The organism is Nocardioides sp. Z21_20 (assembly GCF_059766585.1).
The window spans coordinates 1-14,820 of the sequence record NZ_JCBAJX010000016.1 but is presented as its reverse complement, the minus strand read 5'-3'; the positions used below and the strand labels follow the sequence as shown (position 1 = coordinate 14,820).

Genomic DNA, 14,820 nt, shown 5'->3' with positions numbered 1-14,820 from the left:
GGCCATGTTCGACCCTCGGGACCTGCGGGTCCCCGTCGTGGGCGCGCCGATGGCCGGAGGAGCCTCGGGACCGGCGCTCGCCGCCGAGGTCTGTGAGGCCGGTGGTCTGGGGTATCTGGCCGCGGGCTACAAGCCGGCCGCCAAGGTGGCGTCCGAGGTCGAGGAGATGCGCCGGGCGACGTCAGGACCGGTCGGCCTCAACCTGTTCGTCGTCGAGCCGTACGACGCGCTTCCCGACGCGCTGGACGCGTACCGTCGTTCGTTGCTGCCCGAGGCCGCCCGGCGCGGGGTGAGTCTGGGCGACCCGCGCTGGGACGACGACGGGTGGGACGCGAAGCTGGGGCTGGTGCTGGACCTGCGCCCCGACGCGGTCTCGTTCACCTTCGGCTGCCCGAGCGTCCAGGTGTTTGGGCGCTTGGCTGAGCGGGGGATTCACTCGACCGTCACCGTGACGACGGTCGCGGAGGCGCGTGCAGCGGTGCAGCGCGGTGCTGACGCTCTCTGCGTCCAGGGGCCGGAGGCGGGCGGGCACCGAGGCGTCTGGGACCTCGAGGCCGAGCCGGACGCCCGCACCGACCTCGTGGAGCTGCTGGCCGCCATCGTTCCTCAAGTGGACGCCCCGGTGGTGGCGGCGGGTGGGCTCAGCGATGCGTCGGACGTCGAGGTGGTGAGGCGACGCGGTGCGGTGGCCGCCCAGGTGGGCACGGCCTTGTTGCTGGCCGACGAAGCGGGCACCCATCCGGTCCATCGCGCAGCCCTGGTCGACCCGACGTTCACCCACACCGAGCCGACCCGCGCCTTCACCGGCCGATGGGCCAGGGGCCTGAGCAACCGGTTCATGCGCGAGCACCGCGACGCACCGGCCGGCTACCCGCACCTGCACCACCTCACCGCACCACTGCGCGCGGCGGCTCTGGCGGCCGGCGACGCTCAGGCGGCCCACCTGTGGGCGGGGACCGGGTACACCGGCATCCGCGGGGCTCCGGCACGGGAGATCATCCGGTTGCTGACCCCATAGTTGGCGTCGCTAATGGGGCACGGAAGCGCGGCGCCGGCTGGCAGGTGAAGGGCGGAATGGCTGCGCCGCATGCCCCGCAGCTCGGGAGATCAGCCCGACCCGCATCCGCCCCACGGCATGCCGGGACGCTGGCGGAGGAAGAATCGACTGGTTCGCCTCTACGACGGATGTGCCGAGCGGCAGGCGGGGTCACGGGAAGAGCCGCACACTCACAGGCAGGCTTACTTGGAAAACACAAACGCTACCGTGGTGCACTACCTACTGTTAGGGCAGTGAGCCACCCTCCCTACGAGCCCTATCCGGTTTCGCCCTTCCCGAGCTACGCGCCCCCGCCGAGCGGCAACCAGGATAGGCCGTCGAAGACGCGGGCAGGCTGGGCCCTGGGACTGGCATGCTTCCCCTCCGTCATCACCTGGATCATCGCCGTGATCCTCGCGGCTCAGGTCATTTCGCGGTCAAGGGACGGCCGCGATCACGGCAAGGGCATGGCCGTGGCCGCCCTGTGCGTCGTGGGCGCCTGGGTGTTCGTCGGCATCATTGTCGGCACGCTGCTCCTTGTCGCAGGCGCCGAGCGTGACGATGACGGGCGGGTCACCGACGGCGGCCGAACCACGATCACCGGCTTGCGCGTCGGCGACTGCCTCCCCGCACCCGTAGCAAACGGTGACGAGCAACTGACTGTTCCCATCCTCCCGTGTTCCGAGCCACACGATGCCGAGGTGTACGCCAACTTCGATCTCGATGGCCAGTGGACGACCCGGGAGGAAGTGGACCAGATCAGTGCAGCTGGATGCCTGGAACGGTTCTCCGGCTACGTCGGCATCCCGGAGCACACGTCATCCTTGGAGGTGCTGTACTTCTCCCCGGGCAACGAGCTGTCCTTCAGCGAGGACAGCGGCGTCGTCTGCATCCTCGTCGCCCCCGAACCCGTCACCGCCTCGATCGAAGGCTCCAAGCAGTAGGGGCATACGAGCGCCGCGGAGTTAGCCGACGGTCTGGCCGGGAGTCGGCGAACTACTTTGCTTCCCCCAAGAAGATCGACGGCGGCAAGCGGCTACTCGCGCGCCGAGCGCGAACCTGCTCAGTTCAGCGTCGTTCGCCGACCTCCGCCTGCGCGATCCGTAGCGTCGCCCGCGCGGCCGGTGGCACACCGCCGTTCCCCTTACGCTCGGTCACGGCGGCGTCCGGCAGGGCGGGGCGGCCCGGGGTGTACAACCAGGCTTCGAATAGGTCGTCCAGCTGCTCGCCCGAGATCCGCTCAGCGAGACGGATGAACGTCTCGGTCCGGACGAGCTCACCGCGCTGCGACCCTGCCCAGGCTCGCAGGATGCGGAAGAAGTCCTCGTCCCCGACTGCCAGTCGCAGCTGGTGTAGCGTCATGGCGCCTCGGAAGTAGACCGGGAACTCGAAGATCTGGTCGGCTCCCGGGTCCCCGATGGCGATCTGCCACCCGGGGTCCTCGGGCGGGATGAAGTCGTTGTAGAAGAAGTCGAAGGTCTCCTGCGCGGTGCCGAGCCCCTCGCCCTCGGACCACAACCACTCGGCGTACGTGGCGAAGCCCTCGTTGAGCCAGATGTCGCGCCAGCGGCGAAGGGTGAGGCTGTCTCCGTACCACTGGTGTGCGAGCTCGTGGACGACGACCGCGTCGCCGGAGACGGCGTCGGTGAAGAAGTCGAAGGCGTAGATGGGTCGGGTCTGGGTCTCGAGGGCGAACCCGAGGCCCTGGATGTCGTCCACGATCGCTCCGGCGTCGCGCCATGGGTACGGACCGAAGTAGCCGGACAGGAAGTCGATGATCTCCGGCTGTCGCGCCAGCGAGGCGTCGATGACGTCCCCGATCGGGCCGGGCGCTTCGGCCTGGGTGCCCACGATCCAGTCGTTCTCGTTGCCCGGGCTGCCCGCGGGCGGGCCCGGGACCGTCCATCCGTCGAGTCCGGTCTCGAACGAGGTGGCGCCCTCGCCCCACGAGGTCTCGACGTCGTCGACGGTGACACCGCCGAGGCTGACGGCGCTGTCACCGAGGTAGGTCAAGGAGAGCTCGATCTGCTGTCCGGCGAACCGGGAGAGGTCCACCTCCCACTCCTCGGGGCCGAACGACATGCCGCTCGCGGCGTTCCACTCGCCGGTCGGGCCGGTCGTGGCGCAGGTCCCCGTCTCCTCGTCGGCGGTCAGGTAGTGCTCGCCCAGGAACGGGTGCAGGGCGACCAGGCCGACGCAGTCGGCGCCGGTGTCCTGCGTGGTGTGGCCGGTCTCGTCGGCGAGGGTCGTCCACGCGGTACTGCTCACCGGGCGCGCCTCGACCAGGAAGAAGTCCCAGGTGGGCTCGGTCTGCCGGTGCGCGACGAAGCTCAGGGTGCCGCCGGCGGCGGGGACGGTCACGGTCCGGGCAAGGCGCTTGTACGCCGAGTCCGCCGCTTGGGAGATCGCCAGCCGGCTGCCGGTTGTCGGTGTGGTCGGGGTGTAGAGGTCCGGGTCGACGGCGTCGAGGTAGCGGATGCCGTCCTCGACGTAGCCGTCGAGGTCGAACTGTCCGACGTCGACGGTCACCAGGTAGCTCGCCATCGGGTCGGGTGCGTCCCAGGTCCAGGTCGTCCACCTGTGGTGTCGGTCGCGGTCGACCAAGCGGCCGTTGGCGACGGCTTCGAGCCCTTCCGGCACCGTGACGTGGAAGGTGTAGGCCGCGCGGTCGCTCGGGTGGTCGTTGACCGGGAACCACCCTGCTGCGCCGTGCGGCTGCCCCGCCACGATGAACCCGTCGTCGGTGGCGAAGAAGCCGGAGAGCCCGAGTCCGGGCTCGTCGAAGGGCTGGGGCACCCCGGAGTACTCGATGCGCACCACGAACCTCTCGCCGTGCCTCAGGTCGGAGGCCGGGGTGATGCGCAGCTCGTGCTCGTCGCGGGACCAGCCGGCTCGTTTGCCGTCGACGCGCAGGCTCTGGATGTGCAGTCCGACGAGGTCGAGGTTGAAGCGGGAGAGGTCCTGGGTCGCTCGAGCACGGAAGGTGGCGACGCCCGCGAGGACGTCGCTGCTGGGTCGGTAGGCCAGGCGCAGGTCGTAGTGCTTGACGTCGTAGCCACCGTTCCCGTCGAGCGGGAAGTACGGATCTCCGGATCCGGCGGCGCCTGGGCTGCCGGATCCGTCGTCACCGCCCTGGGGACCCGCCGTCGCGGGTGCGACGGCGAAGGCGGTCGCTGCGAAGACGGCCATCGCCGCGATCACAGCGACGCAGCGCCGATGAATGGGCGATGGCCTGCCGGCCAGATGCGGGTTGACGGGCATGTCCAGCTCCACTCCTCGGCGTCCACCGGAGCTGAACCGCGTGGGCCCAACCCCCCAGCCTTTCCACGGAACGCCTGCTTGCGTGCCTAGGTCAATCCGGCAAATGCGGTAGGCAGGTGCGTGACTACTTGACCTCGGAACGGCGCAGGGAGAGCAGCCCGACGATGAGGGGAACAACAATCCAGATCATCGTGGTCGAGCCGAGCATCGCCCACTCCTCGCCGGTGTTCGTGGCGCCCTCGAAGAGTTCCACCTGCGTGTAGTTCCAGTCGATCCACGGCTGCAGGTCCAGGAACCATTCCCGCACCGACGCGAGCAGCGCCAGGATGCCGGGCAGCACGAGCGAGACCACGAAATACCCGACGATCGCCGCGGCCGAGGCCCTCAGCACCACGCCGAGCGTGAAGCCGATCGCCATCCCGACCAGGTTGCCGAGCACAATCTGGGGTGCGGTGGACAGCGACACGTCCCAGACGGTGTCGACGCCGGCGAGCGCAGAGCCGGCCAGGTTGCCGACGGCGCCCACCGCGAAGGCGACGGCCATCGAGCCGAGGCCCACCAGGACGGCCGCGACCGCCTTGGCGCCGATCACCCGTCCGCGGCTCGGCACCAGGGCGAACGTGGTGAGACCACTGCGCTGGCTCCACTCACTGGTGACGGCCAGGATCGCGATCATCGGCAGGATCACCGACATGGGGAAGCCGATCGCGGTCGCGAAGCTCTCGTAGGTGACGGCGCTGTCGGGAGCGAAGATGATCACCGCCCCGGTCGCGATGACCGACAGGACGCCGATGCTGAGGAGCATCCAGAATCCCGAGCGGGTGTTGAACATCTTGCGCAGCTCGACCTTGACTAGCCGAGTGGTCGGGATGGGACGGGCGGTCCGGCGGACCGGTGCGGCCTCGGTGGTGGTGGCCGGCGGGACGATCGTGGCGGTCATGGCGCAACTCCTTCGCGTTGGCTGTCGGCAGTGAGCGACAGGAACATGTCTTCGAGCCCGGCGCCCTCGGCGCTGCGGAGCTCGGTGAGGGCGATGCCGGCGGTCAGGGCCACGGCCCCGACCCGGGCGGGGTCGGCATCGGTGCGGACCGAGCCGTCCCCGGCGAGCGTGGTGGGGATCCCGGCCTGCTCGAGCGCGTGAGCGAGGTCGCGCGGTGACGTCGAGCGGGCGAGCGTCCCGGCCGCGGCGAGGAGCTCTTCCTTACTGCCGGACGCGACGATCTTGCTGTTGCCGATGACGACCAGGTCATCGGCGATGACCTCGATCTCGTGGAGCAGGTGTGAGGACAGCAGCACCGTGCCGCCCCGGCTGGCGAAGCCCGTCAGCAGGTCGCGCATCCACCGGATCCCGGCGGGGTCGAGTCCGTTGGCGGGCTCGTCGAGGATCAGCACCTCGGGGTCTCCGAGGAGTGCCGTGGCGATACCGAGCCGCTGGCGCATGCCGAGCGAGTAGTTGCGCACCCGGCGCTTGGCCTCGGCGGGGGTCAGGCTCACCAGCTCCAGCATCTCGTCGACGCGAGAGCCGGGCAGGCCCATCGTGGCGGCGGCGACCGCGAGGATCTCGCGGCCGGTGCGACCGGCGTGCTGCGCGGAGGCGTCCAGCAGGACGCCCACCTGCAGGCCGGGGTTGGGGAGGTCGGCGAAGCGTTCTCCGTTGATGGTCGCGGAGCCCGAGGTCGGGACGGTCAGACCGACCATCACGCGCATCGCGGTGGACTTGCCGGCGCCGTTGGGACCGAGGAACCCGGTCACGCGGCCGTGCTGGGCGGTGAAGGAGACGTCGTCGACGGCGGTGAAGCCGCCATACCTCCGGGTCAGGGACTCGACAGTGATCATCGGCTCAACCCTCGCGTTCGGGTGCGCTGGACATGGTGGCCTCCTGTGTCGGCCTGCACCGGGTGCGCAGGACCTGACTCCACCGTGACGGCGCTCTTGCCCGCCGGGCATCGGCCGTGAGGCTCCGAGCCCGTCATGCCTTCGGCCGGGGGGCGGGGGGCCGGGTCAGACTTTCGGCCGGTCCCGGGGCGGCGCTGTTTCCCTACGCTGAGGGGGTGAGCAATCCACTGCGGTCCCTGCTGGAGGAACCTCGGCCCTCGGCCCCACCCGTCCGGGTATGGCGGGACTGGGCGCTGCTGGCGGTCGTGACGGTCTCCGGGGTACTGGAGGGTGTCCTGCGTGAGGACCTGCCGCTCCGAGGGCTGTCGGTGGTGATGGCGGTCGGGCTGGCGCCGCTGCTGCTATGGAGGCGTACCCACCCGCTCGCAGTGGTCGCGACCGCCTTCGGCGTGACCGCGGTCGTCGACATCGCGCTGATGGCGGTTGATGCACCGGCGCTCGACATGAACACGATGGTCTACCTCCTGCTGCTGCCCTACTCACTCTTCCGGTGGGGGTCCGGCCGAGAGGCGGCGGCGGGAATGGCGCTCATCCTGGCCACGGCCACCATGGCGCTCTTCACCAACTGGACCGGGACGGCCGACGCGATCGGCGGGGTCGCGGTCCTGATGTGCGCGTTCGCCCTGGGCTGGGCCGTGCGTTCGCAGCACGGCGCCCGGGAAAGGGGGCTCGAGCAGGTGAAGGCTGAGGAGCGGGTCCTGTTGGCGCGCGAGTTGCACGACACGGTGGCCCACCACGTCTCTGCCATCGCCGTCCAGGCCCAGGCAGGGCGCGCCCTGGCGGCGACCAGCCCGTCGTCGCCGCTCGAGGCACTGGAGGTGATCGAGGTGGAGGCGTCGCGCACGCTCGCGGAGATGCGGGCGATGGTCCGGGTACTGCGCAACGAGGCGCCCGCCGACTACGCCCCGCAGCCCGGTGTCGCCGACCTCGAGCGGCTGTCCGGGACCTCGCCTGCCGGGGCGCGGGTGGAGGTCAGGGTCACGGGCGACCTCGTCCTCCCGGCGGCGATCGACGCCGCCGTCTTCCGGATCGCCCAGGAGGCGGTCACCAATGCCCTGCGGCATGCCCGGAACGCCAGCCTGATCGACGTGCGCATCGTCGGCGACGAGTCGACGGTCAGCCTCGTCGTCCGTGACGACGGTGATCCGGGCGCAGCCGACCCCGCCCCGGAAGCGGGGTTCGGGCTGACCGGGATGGTGGAACGCGCACTGCTCCTGGGTGGCGCGTGCCGGGCAGGTCCCTGCCCCGGTCGCGGCTGGGCCGTCAGCGCGACACTGCCGCGGCAGGTGTCGGCGTGAGCATCCGGGTGCTGGTCGCCGACGACCAGGATCTCGTGCGGACCGGACTGCGACTGATCCTCGGCACCCTGGACGGCATCGAGGTCGTGGGAGAGGCACGCGACGGGCAGGAGGCGGTGCGACTGGCCCGCGAGCTCCGTCCCGACGTGTGCCTGATGGACATCCGGATGCCCGTCCTCGACGGGGTCGAGGCGACCCGCCTGCTGGCCGGGCCGGGCGTCCAGGACCCGGTCGCGGTCGTCGTGATCACCACCTTCGACCTGGACGAGTACGTGCACGGCGCGCTGTCGGCCGGGGCCACCGGCTTCCTGCTGAAGGACGCCGGACCCGAGCTGCTCGGTGAGGCGATCCGGGCGGCCACCCGAGGCGACACGCTGATCTCGCCCAGCATCACCCGCCGGTTGCTGTCGACGTTCGCGGGCACGGGTCGGGCAGCTCCTCCCGCCCAGCCCCTGGACCCGCTCACCGAACGTGAGGAGCAGGTGCTGCTCACCATCGCGCGGGGTCGCACGAACGCCGAGATCGCCGCCGAGCTCCACATCAGCCTCAGCACGGTGAAGACCCACATCGGCAGCCTCATGGCCAAGCTCGGCGCCCGTAACCGGGTGGAGGTCGCGATGTGGGGGTATGAGACCGGCCGGGTCCGGGAGTAGAGCCCGGTGGCTCAGCGCTGGTAGCACCAAACGAAGCTGACTGCTCAGACTGGCAGAGGCGGAATGCGCGTGGTCTCGACGGGGTCGGTCTGGACGGGCTCTCCGGTCCATGCCGCGACGACCTCGCGGTAGGCGAGTGTGTGCTGATAGCCGCTGTGGGTGTTCACCGTCGGTCCGGCATCTCCGACGATCACGTCGGGCACTTCGCGGACATAGGTGTCGGGCGGCCGGTCCACATCGCTGAAGACCCGGAAGCCGAGGGGATCGGAGCGGCGGAACAGGTTCACCCAGGCACCGCCGGCGGTGTGCAGGCGGCCCGCGAGGCTCTCCGGCTTTGCTTCCCAGGGCGGGGACGAAGCGTCGGAGGTCGTGACCGGCGCGTCCGGCCAGGCGCAGGTCAGACGTGTCATCCTCGGCGTCGGTTCGTAGCCGATCTGGTCTGGACCGAAGACCGCAGGAAAGACCCGTCCGTAGAGCGCGCGGATCTGGCTGCCATAGGTGATCACCCGAGTCCGTCTCAGGTCGGCGCTGGGGAGCCGGCTGAGCACGGCGCAGACGATGACCGAGCCCTGCGAGTGACCGGACAGGACGACCTGGTTGCCGGCCCGGAGGTCCGTCCCGTCCTTGTCGTAGTGCAGCGCCCAGTCCACCCGCGTGCGCAGTTCGTGGACCACCCGTTCGGCGTAGCAGGGCGGTGCCAGCGGATGGGCCGCCCGTGGCCAGAAGGTGGTGAGGTCCCACAGCACCCCGACCCGCTTGCGCGTCCCCTCCGACGTACGGACCCGTGAGGCCAGCAGCACCAGCCCGGCGCCGAGCGCGAGGGCGACGTACATGCCGAGGGTGGCTAGGGGAGCGAGGACCTCCCAGATCTCCCAGGGCGCCTTGTTCCCTCCCGCGGACACGACGATGAGGCTGATCGCGAGCACCGAGGTGATCGCACCGATGACGTCGAGGAGCCGCTCGGCGCGGTGGGCGAACGCCGCGCGACGGCGAGCCTTGCGACACTCGGACCGGTAGCCGGGCGGGATCTCCTGCTCGACCAGCTCGTCGATGGCCGGATGGCTGCGACGGAAGGACCACACCGCGATCAGCATCCAGCCGAGGATCGCGACCAGCCACGCGGTCTGCGCCAGCGGTGACCAGATCAGGACCTGCGGTACGACGAGTGGCACCGCAGGCGCGGACGACGGGCGCAGCTCCACCGAGTCCTCACTGGCGATGCGGATCCGCGCCTCGCCGCCGGTCGCGCCTTCGGGTTCGACGTCGGCCAGCTCGAGCAGGCCGCCGACGAGGAACCTGCGCGACTCCGCTGAGCACGGGCTCTGGTCGGTCAACCGCACGCAGGAGTCCTCGATCCGCAACCTGTCGGAGTCGAGGATGAGCACGCCCTCCTCGAGTCGGGTGCGCCCCTTCTGCAGGGCCACACCGTCGAGATCGGCCACCGCCTCTTCGTCGACGTCGAAGATCCGCTCTGACTCCACGGTTCCGGAGCGGATCACCGGTTGCCCTCCCTCGAGCGTGATCACCGCGTCGCGTACGACGACGTCGCCCGTCAGCGCGAGGGTCGAGCCATCGCCGGACTGCATGACCGCCTCGGTGGCGATGGAGGTCGAGGAGTCGCCGAGTCGCGAGACCAGGTCGTCGACGCCGTGGTCCGCGCCGTTGAGGTAGTCCGCCGCGGCAGTCACGATGCCGGTCGTGAACAGCAAGGCGACCCACGCCGCCGCCGCCAGCATCACCGAGGCGCCCGCGCCGTTCCAGGCCTCCTGCCGGTGTCTACGACCGTTCCTGACCTGCCAGACCCCCAAGACGACGACGAGCACCCCGGCAGCCACGATTCCGGCGACCCGCCAGGCCGTCGCCGCTCCGGGGAGCGCGTCGAGGTGACCGAGGTGGCTGGTCATCGCGCCGGCGGCTAGGAGGACGACCACGAGCACGGTGACGATGCACCACCGTGGCGACATCCGTTCGCTGGTGAACAGCGCCAGGTGCACGGCGGTGAGGGAGACGAAGACGCCGATGAACCAGGTGTTGTCGCCGACGTAATCGACCTGCTGGTTCACGTCGCCGGAGTGCATCCACAGCAACCCGAGGTGGGCTGCGACGGCCGTGCACATCGCGCCCAGCAGTACGCCGGGCACCCGCCGGTGCCATCCGGCGTACCCGTCCGGTCGAGCTCGTCGTCCCGCCAGAGCACGGCCGTCGTACTCGACGTCGTCAGGGTGCAGCGTCATCGCCCACCCGGTCGCGAGTCCGGCCAGAACGAGCGCGATCAGGAACGTGGCGTCGAGCAGGCCCCCACCGCCCACTTGGTGGCTGACGACGTGACCGCCCGAGAACGCCACCACGGTCGCCAGGGCCACGGTGAGGTGGATCCGCTGCAGCTGCTGCGTGCGGAGCTTGCCGTTCCAGAGCCTGGGGTGTCGCAACACCAGCGTCCGGTCCAGCGGCTCCCGGCCGCCGAACGTGACCTCCTCGTAGCGCAGCAGCGACTGTCGGGAGAGGAACCACAGCCCCGCGACGAAGAGGAGCGGAAGCACGCTGCCGACGGCGAGGCGTTGGGTGGCCGACAGGTCGGCCATCCAGTCGAGTGCGCCGGGCAGCGTCTCGCAACCGGGGCTGTCGCCGCGGTAGCACTGCCACGCGATGAAGTCGACGCCGATCATGGCGGGGATCAACACCATGAACGCCGTGAGCAGCAGCCCGCCGAGCCGGGTCAGTCGAGCGCTCCACAGCGCCGTCCGCCCGCACGACGCGAGCTGGAGCCGTGCCCAGTACGCCAGATTCGCCAGCGCGAACGGCAGCAACAACAGCCACAGCGCCCGCTGGACCCAGCCGAGGAAGCCTCGTACGCCGGAGCTGAGCGTGCCCCAGGAGTACGCCTCGACCGCGACCGGCAGACCCTCCAGCGTGCGGTAGGGAATCTCCCCGCTCCTCGACCGGTACACGCCGGTCAGGTTGTCGCCGGCGACCTGGCGCACCTCGCCCATGTCGAGACCGAGCATCGCTGCGGGGGAGGTGCCGTGGACTCCGTGGACCCGCAGCTCGACCGTTTCTCGCCGCGGACCCTTGCCCTCCGTCATCTGAACGGCTTAGCAGAGTGCCTGGGGCTGAGCAACACCCAGCCTGTCGGACACGAGCCTAGCCACGCTCCATGAGCTGCGTGCCACATGGCCGAGGCGGCCTATCGGATCATTCAGGAGTCGTTGACCAATGTCATTCGACACTCGATGGCCAAGCACGCGACCGTCCGACTCGACCAGGACGGCCACCGGCTGCGGATCGCGGTCGTCGATCACGGGCCTGCGCGACCGGACTCGATCGTGACATCGGCCGGCTTCGGGATCGCCGGGATGACAGGCCGGGCGCAGGCCGTCGGCGGCGAGCTGTCCGCCGGGCCTGGCGAGTCCGGAGGATTCGAGGTACGGGCCAGCCTGCCGCTACCGGAGATCTGGCGTGTGCCCCGCTGCGGACATGGAGGTGCGGGGGAGGGACGTGACCTGTACGCGAGCGTCCGGCTCTCTCCGCCGGCCGAGCGCGAGCACTGGGACGAAGCGCTGGTTCCGGGGAGCTAAAGAGCGCAACATACCGGCGTTGTCGGTCAAGAGAACGGGAACCGTCAGTGCAGCGGATGCGTCGAAAGGTCGTGGGCAGACCGACGCACTGCATTCGCTACGCCGCCGTGCTCATCTCTGCGGTGCTTTCAACCGGCTGCATCAGCAGCACGCCGACGACGGCACCAGCGTCCACCGATGAGCCCAGCGCCACGTCGTTCATCAGCGTTTACACGCACTGTGGGGTCGAGAACGTCCGTATCGACGGGCGCTGGTGGCACGCCAGTCCTCCGCTTTACAACCAGGAGGGGAGCGGTCCACCGGCTGAGTGGGGTGACCCTCATCAAGCGGGAGTGCTGACGATGGAGTCGGCGGACCGCGCAGTCTTCGAGGCGCTGGGACAGCGCGTCGTATTCGTGCCCGCTTCTGACAACGAGCCGGTTCGTGTCTGCCGGTAAGGCGTGACGAAGGGTGCCTGGCAGAGGGCACGCTCATCGGCAGATCCGCACGTCCGACTCGCGGCGACAGGACGCACTGGCAACCAGTGCGAGGCCCTCCGAACGACTCGCCGGCGGTCGGAGGTTTCGCGGCACTGTTAGTCCCTGCCTAGGCCAATGGTGCGTCGTTCCGCCGTAGGACTTGACGTGCAGGTCGGTCGGCGCGAGCGTCTTATCAGGCACAAAGGAGATGGTGAAGCTATGAGCAAGCAGCCTGCTGAAGGATCGGAGTCCCAGACGCCCGAAGATCAGGACGACGCCGAGCGCGACCCGCTGGACGGTGAGGGTGGCGGGGAGGGCATCGAACTGACGATGGGTGAACCCAACTCGTTCGAACCAGAAGAGGACCCCGGGGCCAGCCGCAACACGGAACCTGACTGACAAAAGCGACCAATGCCGCCCGCTGCCTTGCCCGGCAGCTGCGGTACACAATGTGCGTTTGAAGCGGCGTCGGCGGTACTAGGAGGGCAGCGCGCGATAGCGCTTTCGCGGCGGAGTGGGCGTGCCCTGCTGGCACCGATGAAGTGCTGCTCGGCAACAGCGGGGCCGCCAGCCAGGGGAGCCCGCGCCACTAACTGATCGGATGATCGTGGACCGCCGACGAAAGGTGCACGCCATTTAGTTCGAGGTAGAGCTGCCGCTCGGTAACAGAGAGCGTGAGCGCGTTGCGGCGCTCGATCGCGTCCACGGCGGAATCGATGAACCCGGGATCAAAGTTGTGCAGGACGATCTCGCTTGCGCGATGTATTTTCGCGCCCGCCCACTGCGCCAGCACCCTGGTGTGGTCGCGGTGCGTGTAGATGGTCGTGCGCTCAGCAGCCTTGCTGCCCGCGTGAAGGCGCGCGGCTTCGGGCGCCCCAACCTCGATCCAGGCCAGCAGCTTCCCGCTTAGGTCGCGCACGAGCACCGCCGGGTCGGCGGCCGCCGAGATCCCCTCGCTGAACGCGATGCCCTCTTCGTATTCGAGGCAGTAGGCGAGCACACGCGTCACGAGGTACGCATCGGTTTCTGACGGATGCCGCGCCGCCCGAAGCGTGAACTGCTCGTAGACGCCCCGATCCATGTCGGCCAGCTCGATCTCGAACGTGTGCATCGTCGCGCCGGCTGCCATGGGGCAATGCTGGCCTACATCGCGTCCTGAAGTCGAATGGCCTGAATCGCCGGGGGGAAACGAGGAAACGTCGCGACGTGTCAGCGACAAAGCCTTGTCTTCCCTCGGAAAGGGGCACATATCCTTCTGGGCGCACGGGACGCAGGACGTTCACACTCCAGCGACGTAGGCGGTGAGGAAGTGGACGCCGTGTCGGTCGAGGTTTCCGCGGGCACGGTCGTAGTGCTCGGTCGTGCGTGGGGGATCGTGATTGGCATGGTGGCGGGCTTGTTGCCCTTGCCGACCAGGTGCAGGACTCGGTGTTCCCGCAGCGTTTCCGCGTAGTCCTCGATGCGTACCGCGGCGGCTTCGGATGCGCGCAGGGCGTTGATGCCGAGGAGGAATGCGAGCGCCCCGTGGTGCACCGTGAGGGGCTGGGCGACTTGGAGGAAGCGGATGAGTTCGAGTCGGTCGAGTCCCTGGGTGCGGGACTCGTCGTGTTGGACCTTGGGAAGGCGTGCGTAGACGGCCGGGTCGGTAGTGATCAGACCGTCGATGTGTGCGAACCGGAAGAAGCCGCGGACGCCGTGCATCATTGTGACGATGGAGGAGTCCATCAGGCCGGTTTCGCCGAGTTGAAGCGCCCCAAGTTTGATGCCGCTCCTGTTTGAGTCCAGGAGGATGAGCACCATGCCGAAGAAGATCGATGATGAGTTGAAGGCCAGAGCGGTGCGGCTGGTCAATGACCATCGCGGCGAGTACTCCTCGCTGACTGCCGCGGCAGCGGCTGTGGCCAAGCAGCTCGGGTCGGCAAGGAGTCGGTGCGCCGCTGGGCGCTCCAGGCCGACATCGACGGTGGCCGCCGCCAGGGCCCGACCAGCGAGGAGCTGGCTGAGATCAAGGCGCTGAAGGCCGAGAACCGCCGGCTGCGCGAGGACGTCGAGATTCTCCGCGGGGCTACAACTTTCTTCGTCCGGGAACTCGACCCCCGCAACCGCTGATCATGGGCTTCGTCGACACCATGAGAGCCGCGGCCACGCGGTCGAGTCGATCTGTCGGGTCCTGCGCGAGCAGGGCTGCCAGATCGCCGCGCGGACCTATCGAGCGTGGAAGTACTCAGGACGCGCCGTTGCGGCGCGGACCATCACCGATGCCCGGGTCGTCCACGCGGTGCGTGACATCGCCTGGACCACCAAGATCGACGCCGAGGGTGTCGTGGTGCGCAAACTGAGCCCCGAAGGGCTCTACGGGCGCCGCAAGATGACCGCCTACCTGCGTCGCAACGCGCTGCCCGACGCCTCGGCCGGCAGCGTTGACCGCGCGATGCGCACGCTGGGCCTGTTCGGGGTCAGGCGTGACAAGGGAGTGCGGACCACGATCCCGGCCAAGGACGGCACCCGCGCCGGGGACCTGCTCGACCGGGACTTCACCGCCGCGGCCCCCAACCGCACGTGGGTCACCGATTTCACCTATGTGAGGACGTGGGCGGGGTTCACCTACGTCGCGTTCATTGTCGACGTCTATGCCCAGCGGAT

12 protein-coding genes and 1 pseudogene are annotated in these 14,820 nt (G+C 69.4%); 7 read left to right on the top strand and 6 right to left on the bottom strand.

Annotated elements, in window-relative coordinates; translation table 11 throughout:
• Window positions 1-4 precede the first annotated feature (4 nt).
• Both AC6EH9_RS17980 and AC6EH9_RS17975 read left to right on the top strand, forming a co-directional pair.
• Window positions 5-1,018, top strand: a complete 1,014-nt coding sequence (locus AC6EH9_RS17980; protein ID WP_498425048.1) for a nitronate monooxygenase — start codon at window positions 5-7, stop codon at window positions 1,016-1,018.
• Between the two features lie 272 nt (window positions 1,019-1,290).
• Window positions 1,291-1,980, top strand: coding sequence for a septum formation family protein (locus tag AC6EH9_RS17975; RefSeq protein WP_498425047.1), 690 nt, complete (start codon window positions 1,291-1,293; stop codon window positions 1,978-1,980).
• Window positions 1,981-2,104: 124 nt separating this feature from the next.
• On the opposite strand, the gene AC6EH9_RS17970 is transcribed toward AC6EH9_RS17975, so the two are convergent.
• From AC6EH9_RS17970 to AC6EH9_RS17960, 3 genes are all read right to left on the bottom strand, one after another.
• Window positions 2,105-4,225: a M1 family metallopeptidase gene (locus AC6EH9_RS17970; protein WP_498425046.1), complete on the bottom strand. Its 2,121-nt coding sequence runs from the start codon at window positions 4,223-4,225 to the stop codon at window positions 2,105-2,107.
• A 196-nt stretch (window positions 4,226-4,421) separates the two neighbouring features.
• Window positions 4,422-5,237, bottom strand: coding sequence for an ABC-2 transporter permease (locus AC6EH9_RS17965; RefSeq protein ID WP_498425045.1), 816 nt, complete (start codon window positions 5,235-5,237; stop codon window positions 4,422-4,424).
• Window positions 5,234-6,133 (bottom strand): ABC transporter ATP-binding protein, encoded by a 900-nt coding sequence (locus AC6EH9_RS17960; protein ID WP_498425044.1) that lies wholly within the window; start codon window positions 6,131-6,133, stop codon window positions 5,234-5,236. The genes AC6EH9_RS17965 and AC6EH9_RS17960 overlap by 4 nt, the downstream gene beginning before the upstream one ends.
• 215 nt (window positions 6,134-6,348) lie before the next feature.
• On the opposite strand from AC6EH9_RS17960, the gene AC6EH9_RS17955 reads away from it, so the two are divergent.
• Together AC6EH9_RS17955 and AC6EH9_RS17950 are read left to right on the top strand one after the other, a co-directional pair.
• Window positions 6,349-7,491: a sensor histidine kinase gene (locus AC6EH9_RS17955; protein WP_498425043.1), complete on the top strand. Its 1,143-nt coding sequence runs from the start codon at window positions 6,349-6,351 to the stop codon at window positions 7,489-7,491.
• Complete coding sequence (locus AC6EH9_RS17950; protein ID WP_498425042.1) at window positions 7,488-8,144, top strand: response regulator; 657 nt, start codon at window positions 7,488-7,490, stop codon at window positions 8,142-8,144. The genes AC6EH9_RS17955 and AC6EH9_RS17950 overlap by 4 nt, the downstream gene beginning before the upstream one ends.
• A gap of 44 nt (window positions 8,145-8,188) precedes the next feature.
• Here the strand turns inward: AC6EH9_RS17950 and AC6EH9_RS17945 are convergent, their stop codons facing one another.
• Window positions 8,189-11,227: a hypothetical protein gene (locus AC6EH9_RS17945; RefSeq protein WP_498425041.1), complete on the bottom strand. Its 3,039-nt coding sequence runs from the start codon at window positions 11,225-11,227 to the stop codon at window positions 8,189-8,191.
• An 87-nt stretch (window positions 11,228-11,314) separates the two neighbouring features.
• Between AC6EH9_RS17945 and AC6EH9_RS17940 the strand changes: the two genes are divergently transcribed.
• Both AC6EH9_RS17940 and AC6EH9_RS17935 read left to right on the top strand, forming a co-directional pair.
• Window positions 11,315-11,719, top strand: coding sequence for a sensor histidine kinase (locus AC6EH9_RS17940; protein ID WP_498425040.1), 405 nt, complete (start codon window positions 11,315-11,317; stop codon window positions 11,717-11,719).
• 677 nt (window positions 11,720-12,396) lie between these two features.
• Window positions 12,397-12,576, top strand: a complete 180-nt coding sequence (locus AC6EH9_RS17935) for a hypothetical protein (RefSeq protein WP_498424942.1) — start codon at window positions 12,397-12,399, stop codon at window positions 12,574-12,576.
• Window positions 12,577-12,766: 190 nt separating this feature from the next.
• Here the strand turns inward: AC6EH9_RS17935 and AC6EH9_RS17930 are convergent, their stop codons facing one another.
• Entirely contained in the window at window positions 12,767-13,306 is a 540-nt protein-coding gene (locus AC6EH9_RS17930) for a YaeQ family protein (RefSeq protein ID WP_498425039.1), read from the bottom strand.
• Window positions 13,307-13,386: 80 nt separating this feature from the next.
• Window positions 13,387-14,028, bottom strand: a complete 642-nt coding sequence (locus AC6EH9_RS17925) for a site-specific integrase (RefSeq protein ID WP_498425111.1) — start codon at window positions 14,026-14,028, stop codon at window positions 13,387-13,389.
• Here AC6EH9_RS17925 and AC6EH9_RS17920 point away from each other — a divergent pair.
• Window positions 13,976-14,820: pseudogene (locus AC6EH9_RS17920) on the top strand (transposase family protein); the annotation flags it as partial. The gene AC6EH9_RS17925 and the pseudogene AC6EH9_RS17920 overlap by 53 nt on opposite strands.

Coding starts and splice junctions, on each gene's coding strand:
- AC6EH9_RS17935 (WP_498424942.1), top strand. CDS start 12,397: ATGAGCAAGCAGCCTGCTGAAGGATCGGAGTCCCAGACGCCCGAAGAT.
- AC6EH9_RS17965 (WP_498425045.1), bottom strand. CDS start 5,237: ATGACCGCCACGATCGTCCCGCCGGCCACCACCACCGAGGCCGCACCG.
- AC6EH9_RS17930 (WP_498425039.1), bottom strand. CDS start 13,306: ATGGCAGCCGGCGCGACGATGCACACGTTCGAGATCGAGCTGGCCGAC.
- AC6EH9_RS17980 (WP_498425048.1), top strand. CDS start 5: ATGTTCGACCCTCGGGACCTGCGGGTCCCCGTCGTGGGCGCGCCGATG.
- AC6EH9_RS17945 (WP_498425041.1), bottom strand. CDS start 11,227: ATGACGGAGGGCAAGGGTCCGCGGCGAGAAACGGTCGAGCTGCGGGTC.
- AC6EH9_RS17960 (WP_498425044.1), bottom strand. CDS start 6,133: ATGATCACTGTCGAGTCCCTGACCCGGAGGTATGGCGGCTTCACCGCC.
- AC6EH9_RS17970 (WP_498425046.1), bottom strand. CDS start 4,225: ATGGCCGTCTTCGCAGCGACCGCCTTCGCCGTCGCACCCGCGACGGCG.
- AC6EH9_RS17940 (WP_498425040.1), top strand. CDS start 11,315: ATGGCCGAGGCGGCCTATCGGATCATTCAGGAGTCGTTGACCAATGTC.